Source organism: Myroides fluvii, from assembly GCF_009792295.1.
Lineage (GTDB): Bacteria > Bacteroidota > Bacteroidia > Flavobacteriales > Flavobacteriaceae > Flavobacterium > Flavobacterium fluvii_A.
Genome location: NZ_CP039934.1, coordinates 209,084 through 224,662, shown reverse-complemented (window position 1 = coordinate 224,662; position 15,579 = coordinate 209,084). Strand labels below are relative to the sequence as shown.

Genomic DNA, 15,579 nt, shown 5'->3' with positions numbered 1-15,579 from the left:
TATTTATCGGTATTATTGGTTTGTTGTTGTTAATTTATTTTTGTTTGAAATTATTATCTGTGTTTTTTGTATTTAAAACCGCTTTTCGTTGTGTTAATTTTAGTTAAGCAAACGGCTTTATTTAACCTTTATTTCTGAATTATAGGAAGAGAATGTCTTTTTCAACCTTAGTTAGTATGTTATTTTCTTGTTCGCAAGACGATCATTTGCGTACAGCTTCAATACAAAAAGAGTGGAATGCAATTGATTGCACAGTCATAATAGGTTGCATTCAGGATGAAATAAGAGGAAATATTCACCTAAAGCAGAGGGGGTGAAATTTGAAAATAAGTTTACTGTATAAAAAGGCGTTTAACGTCTGGTTTTTGTAATTAAAAAACATCTATTCCGTTTTTTTTTGTTTATAAATCAATTTTTAGTTTTTATTGCCCCTGTATTTATCTTTTACTTCGGGGACTCAAAATAGAACAAACGAGGGGGTATGAACCTGATTTAGAGTGTAAAAAAAATATTGAACAGAAAAGTGTGCTAAATTTTATTTCCAAATAAACTGCGTTTCTATTTTTTTACCTACTCCTTATTTTTATTGACTTGTTCTATTAAATTCTACATTTAAAATTTGTTCTTACTCGTTTGGAAGTGTAAAAAAAAAGACTTTCAACGGAAGTATTTGTTCTTGTATTTTAGGGTATGTACTTTGTTTTTTACTGGTTGATTATTACGAAAGTTTAAAAAAACTTTTAAAATTGGTGTAAATTATTATATTGGCACCCAATTTTCAATGATATTGTTTATTTGTTTAAATGTTTCAATTTCATTTTATGATAAATTAAACCAAATTTTAACTAATGAAAACAAAGATTTTATTTTTTGTAGGTGTATTCTATTTTAGTGGTTTGCCCAGTGTCGAGGCTAAGAGTAAAACACCTATTCTCGTGCATGCTGCACCAGTTTCAAAAACACAAAAAACAGAAAACAAAAAAGAGGTAAAAGTATTTTCAAATTTACAGGAGGAAGAGGAATGTTTTAATGATATAGAGGGAAAAGGATTTGGGTGGCTTTATGCAGAAGGTCGTGCACCTAGTAATCCCATTGTTGAGAACTTTCAGCAACCGGGTACAGATCGTGGTTTTGTATTAGATATTTATAAGTTAGATAATTCCTTTAATATGATTATTAATGGGGTTCGCCTACATACTGAGGAATTGGAATTTCAAATTTCGGGAACTACAGGACAAAATGTGCGCTTTAAAGCAGATGGAGCAAGATGGGAATTGAATGGTATTGTTGATATTTGGAAAATAAATAATACAGAAACGATTGATTTAATTACCAGAGAAAATAACCCTACTCCTGCTGTACGGGTATCCATTGACAAGAATGGGAATGTTAAACTTTCTGGAAAGCGTTCAACCACAGATGCTCTTGAAGAATTAGAAGTTTTTAATAGAGCGACAAATGCGGTAGTTCCCTTGACTATCGTTCCGTGGAATACAGGGGCTGACAATGTAATTCAAGTGACACAATCCGTTTCTGGACCCACGCAAATACAAGGATTTGGCTATGGGTTATCGGTTAGAGAATGTGAAAATATAGATTTATCTCTTGTTAAGGAGGTAAAGAAACAAGAAGAAGGAGAAGCTGTTTTTTTGTTGACGGTAAAAAATAATAGTGATAAATTCGATGATGATCAGGTAAAGGTGGAGGACTTGCTTCCTTCCGGATATGAATTTATTGCTTATACCGCTTCACAAGGAACCTATGATGAAGTTACGGGTATTTGGGAAGTAGGTACATTAACTACACAACAAACGGCGACAATAGAAATACGGGTAAAGATTAAATCGAAAGGGGAGTATATGAATGAAGCTTCAGTTTCGGGGTCTTATCCTGATCGAAATTTAGAAAATAATAATTCCAAGGCTATCGTTGCTTTAGGTAAATTGACATTTACTAAAAAATTCGTAGACAAGGATTATATTTTGGTTGGCGATTTAATCGAGTATACAATTGTAGTCAAAAATGTGGGGCAAACAATTGTAGAAGATATTGTCTTAGTCGATGAAAATGCAAATCAAGGGTCATTAATTCCTGCGGAAATAAAGAGGTTAAGCCCCGGAGAAGAAGTTGCTGTAAAGGCTTTGCACACCATTACGTTGGAGGATTTTAGAGCAAAAAAAGTAATAAATCAAGCCGCTTTAGTGGGACAGACAAGTAGCGGTACGCTTACTTTGGTATCAGATGATCCGACAACGGCAATGCGCAATGATCCAACGATTACACCTATAAAATATCAAGCTGATTTACACGCTGTTAAGGATGATTCCGCTTCCTATTATAAACCAGGTCAAACAACAACGTACCAAATTGTTGTGGAGAATAAAGGACCAGGGTCAGCTATAGATGTAAAAGTAGAAGATCCTATGCCAATGATAGACAAAAAAAAATGGACCAGTTCACTTGGAACTTCAGGAATCGGAGATTTAAATGAAGTGATTCCCTTTTTACAGGTTGGGGATAAAGTAACGTATACGGTGGAAATAGAAATTCCAGCATCGCATCGCGGAAAATTCATTAATACAGTTTATGTTGCTGCTGAAGATAATGAAGACCCCGTACTCCCATGTGAAACCTGTACGGATATCAATTATCAAGAAATGTTTATTCCGCGGGGTATTTCTCCAAATTTAGATGGAAAGAATGATGTGTTTGATTTAAGTGATTACGATATTGCTCAGGTGAAAATATTTAATAGACTAGGAATAGAAGTGTACAGTGCGAGTCCATATAAAAATGAATGGTATGGACAACATGCTTCCAGTAGTACTTTGCTTCCATCGGGTACGTATTTTTATATTATACACAATATTTTAGGAGATAAACATACAGGATGGATTCAACTGTTGTATTAAGTCCTGGATACAATTTCGCTGAGCCTTAGGTTGTGATTGTAAGGAGTAAAAACAAGTAAAAACAATAGATCATAAAACCAATTAAAAACGCAATCGCTTATGTTTAAGTTGATTGCGTTTTTTGTTGAATAAGGTGAAGCTAGTCATTATGGCTGTATGTCTTGGAAAGAATGAAGATTAAATTTTGAATTTAAGTCAAAAATAGCGTTCGTTATTTTAGTGTAAAATGTATTATTTTATATTTAAGCAACACTTGGGTTCTTGTCAAAGAAGAGAAAATAAAGGAGCATTTTTTTGGGGTAATCCATCAAAAAGGCGATGAGTAAGTTAATATAGCGACCACATAGGACAATACGCTATGTTTATCGCATTGTACGCCCTAGTCTGGGGTGTTTGTTAAAACGTACTCCTATAGAGTAAAAGACTTATCTTTGCTAAAAAATTGAAAATGAAAACGATACCGCTATTTTTGTTTGTTTATTTAAGTTTTACGGTTTCTTATTCCCAAACCACTGACTATTGTTTAGACCTAAAGAAACAATTACACCTAAATAGCAGCAGTGAGGGTGAATTTCTAAATCTAGTGAATAAAAATAAAAAGTATTGTCTGAATCAATGGAGTAAAGAGCTCCTCGATTCTATTATAGCTGTTCGATCCTATAATTTTGAACCACTTGTCATTATTCCCTATTATAGAGAAAAAACCGAATATGAGCGATTTATAGAAGGGTATACTTTTAAATCAGATGAACTGTATTCTTTTATAGACGAAAGAAAAGAACAATTAAAGGAATTGGGGTATTCAACTATTTCGTTTAATTATGATTATTATTATGCAGGAAAAGATGGCATTTACACCTTGTTTGATTCGGAATTGAAGCCGTTAATTACCGATTTGCAAGGGGTGAATTGGCTTTATTCGAAACTGTATTTTGATGTAGAAGAGATATCGCATTACGCCGTGATACGGAAAGAGGGAAAGACTGCTATTTTTGACCTAAAGGCCAGTAAAATAGTGGGAAATATATTTGCAGATAGGAACTATATGCCCATTATTGCCAATAAGAAAATTGTTTTCTTTCACTTAGACAAACAACTCGTAGATTTGGAAGGCAATTTGTTTATTGAGAATCAGAACAGTTCTAGAACAGTTCGCAATGTTGACGTATTTCCAGAAGTTCAACTTATTTTATATGAAGAAGTGCGAAATAAAATGTATTTGATAAACTTTAAAAAAGAAGTCGTTTCAAAAACTTATGACGGTATCTATCCGTATTTTTCTAACGGGCATGGTTTTGAGGCAATTAAGGATGGTAAAAAATACGTATTGAATCGCTTTGGAAAGGAAATCAAGCAGCTAGAAGTAGATGAAGAGTTAAAAGTTTATTTAGGAAAGTATTTTATCTATAAAAAAGGGGGATTGCAAGGGATTGTCGATGAAGATTTGAAACTAGTTGTTCCCTTGGTATATACAGCTATTAAATACGAAGAAATCACTGAGACTTTTTGGTGTAAAACAGAAAAAGGTAAAATTGTTGTTTTGGATTTTGATCTCAATCAAATGATGACCTTCCAAAAGGATAGCGCCGCGATTGTGTATGACAATAAGAGACGCGAAATCTATTACATCAATAAACAAGGAAAGCAATATGGTGTGGTTGATCTTTTAGGGCGCGCCAAAACACCAACATTTGATACGCTGGAAGAATTAAGGGCGAATACTGATTTTTTAGATGTAGTAGAGATGTTTAAGTAGTAAGGACCACGAACTAAGGGAGAAATTAATCCCACTCCTTTTCCCATTTTGCTGTTGGGATAGTGAAAAGCTTCTAATAGAAATTTATCTTTATTCTGTGTTTCTCCCAAATATTGCTTGTAGATAGCTTCAACATTAAATTTGCTCTGTTGCAATTGTAGAAATAAAAAAGCCTGATTCATTTTGTTCTGAATCAGGCTTAGCTGTGTATTGATAAAATTATTCTCCTCATTGGGAGGATGTGCTTTTTGCTTGGTATTTTGCCAGTGTTCTGGTTTAAGGAATAAACCTGTAGCAAATTGTTTCCTTTGTTCTTTATAGGTTAGCCTACAGGTAATCGAAGCTAAGCCTTGTTTATTCATTCTACTCCTAGAAATAATGAACAGTATATTTAGTTTATGTAGTTCCATAGTTTGTTGGGTTTAGGGTATAAAAAAACTACCTGATAGGGTAGTTTTAAATAAGTAAAAAATAAAGTTTAAAAAATCACTTGACAAGTGTTTTTAATTCAACGTTTTCTATGTTTTTATCATTTGAAATAAATTCAGAAAATCCTGCAGCATGTTGAGCACCTACAAGAACTAAAATACGTTCATCCGTTTTCTCCAGTTGCTTTTGTATCAAGGAATACATATAGAGATTGCGTTTATAGCGTTCAGATACAAAATAAGCTCCTGAAAAATCATCAATTGATCCTACTTTATTAAATAAGGAGATGTAACCTGTGTTTAATTGTTGCTCTAATTCTTTGGAATTAAAAAAGAAGAGCAAATCTTTAATAGAAGTAGTTGTTTGGAATGTATTTATTATTTTTTGACCATATTCACCAAAATCTTGTTGTATCTCTTGCATGAGATCTATTTGATTGTATTGCTGAATTGCATTCATTATTGTATCATTAGGCTCAGGAATAAGATAGTCAAAAGCATATAGTTTTTTGTGATTTAATTTGTTTGCAATTCTAAAACCTAATTGTTGAATTTCACTTTCTGTATACATTGTTTCGTTTTTTCCATATTTCTGTCTAACAAGTTCCAAAGAGTTGTCTTTTAAATATAGATTAAACAGTTCATTTAATTCTTTTTGTTTGGTATATTCCCATTCAACAAAAATCTTGGTAGGTTTATAAGCCGCAATTTGATCTGCTATTTCATCTAACTCCGTTTGTTTTTTATTTAGGTCAAATTCAACGCCAAATTGAGATGTAACTAAGTGAAAATGGAAGGTGCCGACGAGAAGTATTTTATTTTTTTGTTGTGAAAATGCTAGAATAGGAGAAATGCACAAAAGGAAGAGTAGAATTTTTTTCATTTTTTTAATTTAGTTTGATGTTGCCATATAAAAACTGTCCTATATAAGTGTACGTATTGTGTTTTTTGTTACAGTGGATTGGAAATTAAGTGAGGCAAGTGTAATTCTTTCTGATGGTTTATAATGATTTGCTATGCAACCTCTACTTAAAACATGCAACCTATTTTGCAACCTTTTAAACAAAAAAGAATAAGAGTGTAAATTACGCTAATAAAGGTAAGGGTTAGTATATCAGGGTATTATAAACAAAAAAAGCCACCTTACAGGTAGCTTTTTCTTAAAACGTGGAGAAGATGGGGCTCGAACCCACGACCTCTTGACTGCCAGTCAAGCACTCTAGCCAACTGAGCTACATCCCCGACCTTGTGCTTTTTTATCGATTATTGCTATCGATTAAAAGTTGTGCTAACATACTCATTTTTTTCTGATATACGTCAGATAATTCATTATTTATGTACAAATCCATATTGCTAATGGGAATGCTGTAAGGCAAAGACCAGGCTCTTAGTGCTTTAGCTACATTATCCAATCCCTGAATTCCCTGCATCGCTTGATTTCCTGCAGACCAACAAGTAAAGCCAATTACTTTGTTGGTTAAATACGCTGGGGTGTCGCGAGCGGTCAATTCTAACCAGTCCAAAGCATTTTTCATTACACCCGTCATCCCACCGTGATACAAAGGAGTTAACCAAACCATGACATCCGCAGAACGGAAGGCATCAATAAATCGGGTAACATCTTGAGGAGGGGTTTCCATGTGTTTTGCTTGGAATATAGGGATCTGATAATCAGATAAGTGTACTTGTTCTACCTCTAGGTTAGCCTTTATGAATTCGTCCGCATAGAATTGTGCAATACGTCGTGACGTTCTAAAAGATTCTTCATCCAAAGAACCATTAAAAATTAAAGCTTTCATAAAACTATTTCGTGTTTTTTTACGGCTCACAATTTACGATAAATATTCGTCACCTTGTATTGTAACAAGTGAAAATGCTCCAACTTATTCTGAAGTCATTTGCTTAGGAATGAAGCCAAACATGAAAAACAGCTTGTTGTCTTGATACAAATTAAGGGTTTGTTCTGCTACGTCAAAGGAAAAAGTTTCCCCTTCAAGCAGTTGAATAAAATCCTTCTCAACCACTTTTCGATTGGTAGAGGCACAGGTTTTCTTTGTCACTTCTAAATCGAAAAACTGTATTTTATTAAAGGTATTGCTAATGGCAACCTTACCCGTAAAATAACTACAACCCGTATAGCCAATAACTGTATTGTTTTGGAAGTCAAAAGTCAAATAAGGATGGTAAACTCGATTGCTGTTTCCCTGAAGTTGAATGAGTTTCCACGCGTGTTTCTCGATGTAATTGAGCAGAGGATTTTGCGGTTGCATGGAAAATGTAAACGTTTGCTTGTTTTCATTTACAATAGTCAAGGTTGCATCATCTGTGTTGACGCGAAGCTTTTGATTGCTCAAAGCCAGTAAAAAAGCCTGCTCAAAATCGTTGACGTTTTTGGTGCAGCGATTGTCATTGGTGATGATGGCATCCGTTGTAATTTGTGTATAGTGTTTTCTTTCTTTGATTTCTTTGATCGGTAAGGTGTAATTATTACATCCTCCAAATCCCTTAATCTCGTATTTTACCGTATTAATTTGCAACGTAGTTTGTCGTTGAATCGGGAGTGTATTTGTTGCTCGAGTTAAAATCCACGTGGTATTAAGCACAGAATCCTGAGGAATCTGAGCTTGTACAGACGGAATAAGAAGCAGTAAAAACAGGAGAGTAAGGTATATTTTATTCATAACAAGAATTCGATTTTAGGCTTTTAAAGATAGTGAATTAACTGTTGCGACGAAAGATAAAGTTTTACTTAATAGCCAGCGAACATTTTACCTGACACATAAAAGAAGGCTATACTTTTACAGCACCTGGATTTTATCTTTTAATTTATTGAGGATAAATTGGGTGAGAAGCATAATTAATTGTAATTTTACTCCCCAAACACAACTCTTTTTTATATGAATCCAAAAGTATTACTTACTTCAAAAGAGATTGATATTATTCTTCATCGTTTGGCCTGTCAGTTGGTGGAAAATCACTTGGATTTTTCCGATACGCTACTGATTGGTATTCAACCCCGTGGTAAATATTTAGCCAAGCGAATCAAAGCCATTTTGGAAACTGAATACAAGATTACAGATGTTCCGTTGGGATATTTGGATATCACGTTTTTCCGCGATGATTTTAGGAGAAATCAAAAGCCACTTGAAGCAAATCGAACTGAAATTGACTTTCTTGTTGAAGATAAGAAAGTAGTTTTTATTGATGATGTTTTATATACAGGACGTAGCATTCGAGCTGCTTTAACTGCCATTCAATCGTTTGGACGACCTGCGGAAATTGAATTATTGGTGTTAATAGACCGAAGATTTAGCCGTCATTTGCCTATTCAACCTGATTATAGAGGAAGACAAGTAGATGCCTTTGACCAAGAAGCTGTACGCGTGCATTGGTCTGAAGATGGCGCAAGCGATTGCATCTATTTGGAAGAATTTGACAATAATTAAAACGGAAAATCCAATTGAAGTAATGAAAGAATTAAGTGTAAATCACCTATTAGGAATAAAATATATAAACAAAGCGGATATTGATTTGATTTTTGAAACAGCAGATCATTTTAAAGAAGTAATCAATAGACCCATTAAAAAAGTACCTTCACTGCGCGATATTACCATTGCCAATATCTTTTTTGAAAATAGTACGCGAACAAAACTGTCTTTTGAATTAGCTCAAAAGCGTTTATCAGCGGATGTGATCAGTTTTTCTTCTGCTCAATCTTCCGTTAAAAAAGGAGAAACCTTAATCGATACCGTAAATAATATCTTAGCAATGAAAGTGGACATGGTAGTTATGCGTCATAGCAATCCAGGAGCCGCTTATTTTTTGTCTAAAAATGTAAAGGCGAGTATTGTAAATGCAGGTGATGGTGCACATGAACACCCTACACAAGCACTTTTGGATAGTTATTCTATTCGCGAAAGATTAGGGGATGTTGCAGGTAAAAAAGTGGTGATTGTCGGAGATATCTTGCACTCACGTGTTGCTTTATCCAATATTTTTGCCCTGCAAATGCAAGGGGCTGAAGTGCGCGTTTGCGGACCTAAAACGTTAATTCCCAAATATATTGAAAGCTTGGGAGTGAAGGTAGAGTCCAATTTGAGAAAAGCACTAGAGTGGTGTGATGTAGCCAATATGCTACGCGTGCAAAATGAGCGTTTGGACTTCAGTTACTTCCCCAATACCAGAGAGTACGCCCAACAGTTTGGTTTGACTAAAGAAATTCTAGATTCTCTAGATAAGGAGATTGTGGTTATGCACCCAGGACCAATTAATAGAGGAGTGGAAATTACTTCGGATGTGGCTGATTCACAGCAATCTGTTATTTTGGATCAAGTAGAAAATGGAGTAGCGATTCGCATGGCAGTTATTTATCTTTTGGCATCCAAGATTAAATAATCTATTTTAGTGGAATCAAAAAAAGCGCAAGATGAAAGTTATAGAAAAAGGACACACTAAAGTTATCCAAATTGGAACGGAAACGATAGTAGAGGTATTGCATAAAATAGAAGAACAGTATCAAAGTTTATTTAAAACGTTTAACCTAGTAATCGACGTATCAAGTTCACAAGAAGAGGTGACGGAAGAAATCCTAGAATCCATTGAGGCCTTGGCAGTTGAACATATGGAAGAAGCAAACAAATCTTTTGTTATCGTCACAACAGCAGTGAACTTTAACGATTTTGATGGAGATCTGATTGTTGTACCAACCAAACAAGAAGCTTTCGATTTAATTGAAATGGACGAAATTCAACGCGATTTAGAATTATAAAAATAGAAAAGGCTTAAGGTAATTAAGCCTTTTTCTTTTGTTGGCTTTGGGCTTTTTTGTAACTTACCTGCACGAATTATAAAATTTTGACCCATTGAAACTTACTATATTAGGTTGTTATGCAGCTACACCGAGAACCATGACCAATCCAACCTCTCAGGTTTTAGAGCTAAATGGACATATGTTCTTGATTGATGCAGGTGAAGGGACTCAAATTCAATTGAGAAAAAAGAAAATTAAGTTCCAGCGTATTAACCATATTTTTATTTCCCATTTACACGGCGATCACCTCTATGGTTTAATCGGTTTGATTTCTACTTATTCTTTGTTGAATAGACAAAGTGATTTGCACGTTTACGGACCCAAGGGAATTAAAGAGATTATCTTATTGCAATTGCGATTGAGTAACTCGTTTACGGGATATAATTTGTACTTCCACGAATTAGAAAGCAAAGAAAGCCAAGTTGTCTTTGAAGATGATCGCGTCATCGTACGCACTATTCCACTCGATCATCGGGTATATACCAATGGATATTTGTTTGAATCAAAACCTGGAGATCGAAAGTTGAGAATCGGTGCGATTGAAGATTTGGGAATTGATCGTTGTTACTATCAAAAAATCAAACAAGGAGGAGATATCACACTTGATGATGGTACGGTTGTGCGCAATCAAACGATTACGTATGATCCGGAACCAACAGAAAGTTATGCTTTTTGCTCAGATACCTATTATTCTGAGGCGGTTGTTCCCATTATCAAAGAAGTTGATGTATTGTACCATGAAAGTACTTTTTTAGAATCAGAAGCACATTATACCGAACGCACAAAGCACTGTACGGCTAAACAAGCCGCGACAATTGCAAAATTGGCGAATGTGAAAACGTTAGTCTTAGGACATTATTCTACTAGATACGACGATATTACTCTTTTTAAAACAGAAGCAGCAGAAGTTTTTGACGGAACGATACTAAATGCCGATGATGGTGTTATCTTTGATTTCTCTAAATAAACCAATACAATGAACGATTTAAGTAATTATAGAAAATCATATGACAAGCAAGTATTAATCGAGGCGGAGGTCAATCCCAATCCGATGATGCAATTTCGTCAGTGGTTTTGTGAGGTAGAGGATTTCGGCGGAGTGGAAGAAGTGAATGCCATGACCGTTTCTTCTATTGGGTTGGATGGATTTCCAAAAGCTAGAGTAGTTTTATTGAAATCCTATGATGAAAACGGCTTTGTTTTTTTTACGAATTACGATTCGGAGAAAGGCAGAGCAATAACAGCGAATCCTCATATTTGTTTGTCTTTTTTTTGGCCTTCCATGGAGCGTCAAGTCATCATCAAGGGAATTGCGAAAAAAGTAAGTGAGATTCAATCGAACAACTACTTCGATAGTCGCCCTTTAGGGAGTAGACTAGGAGCTATTGTCTCTAATCAAAGTGAAGTCATCGAATCTTATGATTGTTTAGTACAATCCTTGAAAGCATTAGAACAAACAGCAACTGAAGATAATGTTCAGCGCCCAAAAAACTGGGGAGGATTTTGTGTGGAGCCTGTGAGTATTGAATTCTGGCAAGGAAGACCCAATCGCTTACACGATCGCATTCGCTATACGCTCACTGCGGATCAGTTGGATTGGAAAGTGGAACGTTTAGCGCCTTAATCATGAAAAATAAAGTAAAAATAGTAAAAATCGCGCTTCCGCTTGCAGTGGTTGGCTTTATGATTTGGGCCTTGATGGAACAAGCCTCTAATCAACCTAGATTGTGGGTACAAGTAATTGGAGTAGCGGTATTCTTCTTAGCCATGGCTCGTCTCATGCAAAAAACACCGAGTAATGCGCCTAAAAAAGCACTGGTTGTTCGTTCTGAGACTCCTTCGAATGATAGCGTGGAAGAAGATAAAACAGAAGATTATTCGATAACCGTAGTAAATAAAAAACAGTAATTGGAAGTAAGATGTTAAGTAAAGGAGATTACGTACAAGTCTTAGACGAAGATGAAGAGGGAATCATATCCCAAATTCAAGGCGATCAAGTTACGATCGAAACAAAAGATGGTTTTGTATTAAATTACAAACCTTCAGAATTGCTTAAGATAGAAAAGGAACAAGAAGTAGATTTTAAATCTGCTAGTACTAAAGGCTCTATTCAAGAAGCATTGCAAAGTAAGGTAGAACCCAAAAAACGTTCGTTTGTCAAAGAAAAGAAATCGCGTAAAGATGAGTTTATTCTCGAGGTTGATTTACACATTGAAAAATTAACGAAGGATTATAAACGCATGGAGAAACACGATATGTTGACGTTACAGTTAGATACAGCCAGAGGTCAATTGGAGTTCGCCATTCGCAACCGCATTCCGCGTATTGTATTAATACACGGCGTAGGAGAAGGCGTGCTCAAAGCAGAGTTAGAATTTCTCTTTAGCCGATATGCTGAGGTTGTTGCAGAAGATGCAAACTATCAGAAATACGGCGTGGGAGCAACGCAAATTTACATCAAGCAAAATCCAAATCGATAGATAAAAAAAATCCAGGCAAACAAGCCTGGATTTTTTTATATCATGTATTGTATTATTCTTGAATAAAACTTCCAAAAGGAAGAATTGATTTTCCAAAGGTTAAGTTGTTGTAATTCGCTTTCGAAAATACCACATTGCGCAAGGTAATTTCGTGTAACAATTTAGGTTGAGCACCATCAGCAGGATTGGTCCAACGGGTGGTGATGACAATTTCTCCTGTTGTCGCTATCCAATTTTCTACCAAACGGTTGTTGTTCGCCGGTGTATTACCCGGAATATCGCCATCGTTTTCACAAACTTCATTCAAATTGATTCCTGCACGAGCATATTGTCTATAGGTCAAAGGTCTATCCGTAGACAGAGCAATAGTTTTAACTCCATTGTCTTGAGGGAAATCTTCCTCCTTGAGCTGAACTAACATAGCCTCCTTATCCGATAGTGTAACCCCTTGTGTAGTACAAAAATTAATGGTTTTAAAGGTGTTGTCATTGTTTAGGAATCTAAAACCTAAAGAGTTAGAGTTGTAGTTATTCGTTCCAAATGGCATGCGATCGTATTTGATATTTGTATCGCCATCTTTAAAATTGGCATTTAGAATCGTGAAGTTATATTGATACGTCAAGCTTACACTATGGTCGCCAATCAATTCGCCATCGTCATTGTTTTTGATCGACACCATGCGTTGAGTGCGTAGCGTAGCTCCTGGCGAAGCAGGTATTTCCTCTGTTACAACAGGTGTACTCGGAGCGGGAAAGGAGCAAATCGAATTGGATGCTACTGTGCCATTGTATTTTCTATACGCTAGTTGGGTGTTGGTTCCATCTATTTCAGCATCAACAATTTGAACACTTTCATCACGCATAATATTGTCCATATCTGCAACTAGGATAAAAGCTTCTGTATTTTTTAATTTGTAAAATACCTTAGCTCCATCGCCTGTATTAGAACAGCGATTCACAGTTGTTACAGTAGAAAAGTCAATATTATTATAGGTAAGCTTGCCATCGTTGCAAGAGCTTAATCCAAACAAACCTAGAACTGCTACTAGGGTATACACCTTCTTCATAAAGTAAATATATCGTTATCGAGAATACAAAAATACTTTTTTTATCTTAAGTAGTTACATTTAAGAACAGATATAGGTTATTTAATTATCTTTGATAACGTTAAAGATAACTTAAAATGTACGCTGCTTGCTATGAATTCACTGTCTACCAAAACAAATTATCCTGCTTTATATACTTTAGTAACTGTGTTTTTCTTCTGGGGATTTTTCGCCGCAGGAAATAGTATTTTTATTCCATTTTGTAAAGCTTTCTTTGATTTAGATCAGTTTCAATCCCAATTGATTGACTTTTCTTTTTATACCGCTTATTATTTTGGCGCTTTACTCCTTTTTTTGGTTAGTGCTTGGAAAAAGCGCGATATCGTAAGCAATTGGGGATATAAACGCTCCATTGTGTATGGCTTACTTTTTTCAACCGGTGGGGCTATAGCGATGATTTGGGCCGTGCAGATTAGTGTTTATGCCGCTTTATTGGTAGGATTGTTTATTGTTGCTTTGGGCTTTTCCTTGCAGCAAATTGCAGCCAATCCCTTTGCTATTTCTCTTGGAGATCCCAAAACAGGAACGAGTCGAGTGAGTTTAGGTGGTGGAATCAATTCACTCGGAACAACCATTGGACCGCTGTTAATGGCGTATGTTTTGTACGGAAGTACTAAAACATTAACTGATGATCAAATTCAACACCTGAGTTTGGATTCTATGACATTGCTCTATGGTGCTGTTGGTGGTTTATTCCTCTTAGCAGCTTTGTTGTTTTTCTTCTCTAAAAAAATACCAGATAGCAAGAGTAGTGCAGAAATTAAACCTGCAAAAAAAGCAATTGGGTTGTTGGTGAGTATGACCGTATTGTTAGTTGCTGTTTTTATTCCCGTTTTTAATACCTATAAAAGTGAAGCATATCTTCAAGTAACAAACCTTCAAAAACAACAACAAGAGTTAAAGATTACCGTAGAACAAGAAACAACAGGTACTACAAAGACTGTAGATGAAGGGGATGTGTATAAAATACAAGCGGAAATAAAACAACTATTAACGCCTTTAGAGAATAAGCGTATTTATCTTTTAGGTAGTGCTTTACTCATTATTGTTGGGAGTATCGCTTTTGCCTATGTTTCAAGCCAACGAAATAAAGAAGGTTGGGGAGCGATGCAGTACCCTCAATTACTCTTGGGAATGCTAGCTATTTTTGCTTATGTAGGGGTTGAGGTTGGCATTGGAAGTAACTTAGGTGAGCTTTTAAAATTGGAGGAATTTGGCTCTCTGCAAGCCGTTGAAATTGCCCCTTATGTGTCGATGTATTGGGGAAGCTTAATGATTGGACGTTGGGCTGGGGCTGTCAGTGTATTTCAATTGAGTAAGCGAAAGGAACTAATTGCCTTAATTGCTGTACCTTTTTTAGCCTATTTTGTAATTTTAGGAGCAAATTATTTTGCGGGAAATGAGGTCGAACATTTGTATTATTACAGCTTGTGTGTTGTTGTTCAAATTGTTTTTTCATTTTGGAGCAAAAATAAATCAGCGCGAACCATGGTGCTTTTTAGCTTATTTGGTTTATTGGCTATGATTGTCGGACTTCTATCTAGTGGAATGCTCGCTATTTATGCCTTTTTAGCTGGTGGATTGGCGTGTAGCGTGCTGTGGCCTGCAATTTTTAATATCGCAATTATGGGGTTAGGGAAATACACAGCTCAAGGTTCGTCTTTTTTGATTATGATGATTTTAGGTGGAGGAATATTGCCTCCAATTCAAGGTAAATTAGCCGATATTATCGGTATTCACGAGTCTTATATCGTCAATGCGGTTTGTTTTGGATACCTGTTAATCTTTGGTATTATCGCCAAGAAGGTATTGGCAAAACAGGGGATTGCCATTGATGATGTTGGGTAAAAAACAAATAAAAAAAGATGTTTTTTACAAGGGTAAATTAGCCGATATTATCGGTATTCACGAGTCTTATATGGTCAATGCGGTTTGTTTTGGATACCTGTTGATTTTTGGTGTTATCGCTAAGAAGGTATTGGCAAAACAGGGGATTGCCATTGTGAGATAGAAATAAAAAAACAGGTCCAAGAAGATGTAGTTCTTGGACCTGTTTTTTTATCTCACAGTACGATTGTAGCTTTATTT

At 35.5% G+C, this 15,579-nt stretch carries 15 protein-coding genes, 1 tRNA gene and 1 pseudogene; 11 read left to right on the top strand and 6 right to left on the bottom strand.

The genetic code is table 11. The features are described 5' to 3' along the window. The first annotated feature begins 848 nt into the window (after positions 1 to 848). A complete protein-coding gene (locus FBR08_RS01180; protein WP_158960862.1) occupies positions 849 to 2,912 on the top strand; it encodes a DUF7507 domain-containing protein in 2,064 nt (687 codons plus the stop codon). 448 nt (positions 2,913 to 3,360) lie between these two features. Next, on the top strand, positions 3,361 to 4,668 hold the full coding sequence (locus FBR08_RS01175) for a hypothetical protein (protein WP_158960860.1): 1,308 nt from the start codon (positions 3,361 to 3,363) through the stop codon (positions 4,666 to 4,668). A gap of 140 nt (positions 4,669 to 4,808) precedes the next feature. On the opposite strand, the pseudogene FBR08_RS16835 reads toward FBR08_RS01175, so the two are convergent. From FBR08_RS16835 to FBR08_RS01150, 5 genes and pseudogenes are all read right to left on the bottom strand, one after another. Next, positions 4,809 to 5,078, bottom strand: a pseudogene (locus tag FBR08_RS16835) (Arm DNA-binding domain-containing protein); the annotation flags it as partial. A gap of 76 nt (positions 5,079 to 5,154) precedes the next feature. Next, positions 5,155 to 5,979, bottom strand: a complete 825-nt coding sequence (locus FBR08_RS01165) for a DUF5694 domain-containing protein (RefSeq protein ID WP_158960858.1) — start codon at positions 5,977 to 5,979, stop codon at positions 5,155 to 5,157. Between the two features lie 285 nt (positions 5,980 to 6,264). Next, positions 6,265 to 6,338: transfer RNA gene (locus tag FBR08_RS01160), tRNA-Ala, on the bottom strand. 14 nt (positions 6,339 to 6,352) lie between these two features. Continuing rightward, positions 6,353 to 6,895: an NADPH-dependent FMN reductase gene (locus FBR08_RS01155; protein WP_158960856.1), complete on the bottom strand. Its 543-nt coding sequence runs from the start codon at positions 6,893 to 6,895 to the stop codon at positions 6,353 to 6,355. Positions 6,896 to 6,979: 84 nt separating this feature from the next. Then, complete coding sequence (locus FBR08_RS01150; protein ID WP_158960854.1) at positions 6,980 to 7,777, bottom strand: META domain-containing protein; 798 nt, start codon at positions 7,775 to 7,777, stop codon at positions 6,980 to 6,982. Positions 7,778 to 7,993: 216 nt separating this feature from the next. On the opposite strand from FBR08_RS01150, the gene pyrR reads away from it, so the two are divergent. The 7 genes from pyrR (at position 7,994) to FBR08_RS01115 (ending at position 12,386) form a co-directional block, all read left to right on the top strand. Beyond that, on the top strand, positions 7,994 to 8,542 hold the full coding sequence (pyrR, locus tag FBR08_RS01145) for a bifunctional pyr operon transcriptional regulator/uracil phosphoribosyltransferase PyrR (RefSeq protein WP_158960852.1): 549 nt from the start codon (positions 7,994 to 7,996) through the stop codon (positions 8,540 to 8,542). Between the two features lie 22 nt (positions 8,543 to 8,564). Then, on the top strand, positions 8,565 to 9,491 hold the full coding sequence (locus FBR08_RS01140; RefSeq protein ID WP_060873179.1) for an aspartate carbamoyltransferase catalytic subunit: 927 nt from the start codon (positions 8,565 to 8,567) through the stop codon (positions 9,489 to 9,491). Positions 9,492 to 9,522: 31 nt separating this feature from the next. Beyond that, positions 9,523 to 9,864 carry a ribonuclease Z gene (locus FBR08_RS01135; RefSeq protein ID WP_158960849.1) on the top strand — a complete coding sequence of 114 codons (342 nt, stop codon included), beginning with the start codon at positions 9,523 to 9,525 and terminating at the stop codon, positions 9,862 to 9,864. Positions 9,865 to 9,958: 94 nt separating this feature from the next. Beyond that, positions 9,959 to 10,873 carry a ribonuclease Z gene (locus FBR08_RS01130; protein ID WP_158960847.1) on the top strand — a complete coding sequence of 305 codons (915 nt, stop codon included), beginning with the start codon at positions 9,959 to 9,961 and terminating at the stop codon, positions 10,871 to 10,873. Positions 10,874 to 10,882: 9 nt separating this feature from the next. Then, positions 10,883 to 11,530 carry a pyridoxamine 5'-phosphate oxidase gene (pdxH, locus tag FBR08_RS01125; RefSeq protein WP_158960844.1) on the top strand — a complete coding sequence of 216 codons (648 nt, stop codon included), beginning with the start codon at positions 10,883 to 10,885 and terminating at the stop codon, positions 11,528 to 11,530. Positions 11,531 to 11,532: 2 nt separating this feature from the next. Further along, positions 11,533 to 11,814: a hypothetical protein gene (locus FBR08_RS01120; RefSeq protein ID WP_233266186.1), complete on the top strand. Its 282-nt coding sequence runs from the start codon at positions 11,533 to 11,535 to the stop codon at positions 11,812 to 11,814. A gap of 11 nt (positions 11,815 to 11,825) precedes the next feature. Beyond that, on the top strand, positions 11,826 to 12,386 hold the full coding sequence (locus tag FBR08_RS01115; protein ID WP_158960842.1) for a DNA mismatch repair protein MutS: 561 nt from the start codon (positions 11,826 to 11,828) through the stop codon (positions 12,384 to 12,386). A 52-nt stretch (positions 12,387 to 12,438) separates the two neighbouring features. Here the strand turns inward: FBR08_RS01115 and FBR08_RS01110 are convergent, their stop codons facing one another. Beyond that, complete coding sequence (locus FBR08_RS01110) at positions 12,439 to 13,452, bottom strand: hypothetical protein (protein WP_158960839.1); 1,014 nt, start codon at positions 13,450 to 13,452, stop codon at positions 12,439 to 12,441. A gap of 132 nt (positions 13,453 to 13,584) precedes the next feature. On the opposite strand from FBR08_RS01110, the gene FBR08_RS01105 reads away from it, so the two are divergent. After that, positions 13,585 to 15,339 (top strand): MFS transporter, encoded by a 1,755-nt coding sequence (locus FBR08_RS01105; RefSeq protein ID WP_158960837.1) that lies wholly within the window; start codon positions 13,585 to 13,587, stop codon positions 15,337 to 15,339. Then, positions 15,326 to 15,502, top strand: a complete 177-nt coding sequence (locus FBR08_RS01100) for a hypothetical protein (protein ID WP_158960834.1) — start codon at positions 15,326 to 15,328, stop codon at positions 15,500 to 15,502. The genes FBR08_RS01105 and FBR08_RS01100 overlap by 14 nt, the downstream gene beginning before the upstream one ends. Positions 15,503 to 15,579: the final 77 nt, after the last annotated feature.

Excerpts from the sequence above, each read along its gene's own strand:
- FBR08_RS01120 (WP_233266186.1), top strand. The coding sequence starts at position 11,533 with ATGAAAAATAAAGTAAAAATAGTAAAAATCGCGCTTCCGCTTGCAGTG.
- FBR08_RS01180 (WP_158960862.1), top strand. The coding sequence starts at position 849 with ATGAAAACAAAGATTTTATTTTTTGTAGGTGTATTCTATTTTAGTGGT.
- pyrR (WP_158960852.1), top strand. The coding sequence starts at position 7,994 with ATGAATCCAAAAGTATTACTTACTTCAAAAGAGATTGATATTATTCTT.
- FBR08_RS01150 (WP_158960854.1), bottom strand. The coding sequence starts at position 7,777 with ATGAATAAAATATACCTTACTCTCCTGTTTTTACTGCTTCTTATTCCG.
- FBR08_RS01140 (WP_060873179.1), top strand. The coding sequence starts at position 8,565 with ATGAAAGAATTAAGTGTAAATCACCTATTAGGAATAAAATATATAAAC.
- FBR08_RS01110 (WP_158960839.1), bottom strand. The coding sequence starts at position 13,452 with ATGAAGAAGGTGTATACCCTAGTAGCAGTTCTAGGTTTGTTTGGATTA.
- FBR08_RS01165 (WP_158960858.1), bottom strand. The coding sequence starts at position 5,979 with ATGAAAAAAATTCTACTCTTCCTTTTGTGCATTTCTCCTATTCTAGCA.
- FBR08_RS01105 (WP_158960837.1), top strand. The coding sequence starts at position 13,585 with ATGAATTCACTGTCTACCAAAACAAATTATCCTGCTTTATATACTTTA.
- FBR08_RS01135 (WP_158960849.1), top strand. The coding sequence starts at position 9,523 with ATGAAAGTTATAGAAAAAGGACACACTAAAGTTATCCAAATTGGAACG.
- FBR08_RS01115 (WP_158960842.1), top strand. The coding sequence starts at position 11,826 with ATGTTAAGTAAAGGAGATTACGTACAAGTCTTAGACGAAGATGAAGAG.
- pdxH (WP_158960844.1), top strand. The coding sequence starts at position 10,883 with ATGAACGATTTAAGTAATTATAGAAAATCATATGACAAGCAAGTATTA.
- FBR08_RS01100 (WP_158960834.1), top strand. The coding sequence starts at position 15,326 with ATGATGTTGGGTAAAAAACAAATAAAAAAAGATGTTTTTTACAAGGGT.
- FBR08_RS01175 (WP_158960860.1), top strand. The coding sequence starts at position 3,361 with ATGAAAACGATACCGCTATTTTTGTTTGTTTATTTAAGTTTTACGGTT.
- FBR08_RS01155 (WP_158960856.1), bottom strand. The coding sequence starts at position 6,895 with ATGAAAGCTTTAATTTTTAATGGTTCTTTGGATGAAGAATCTTTTAGA.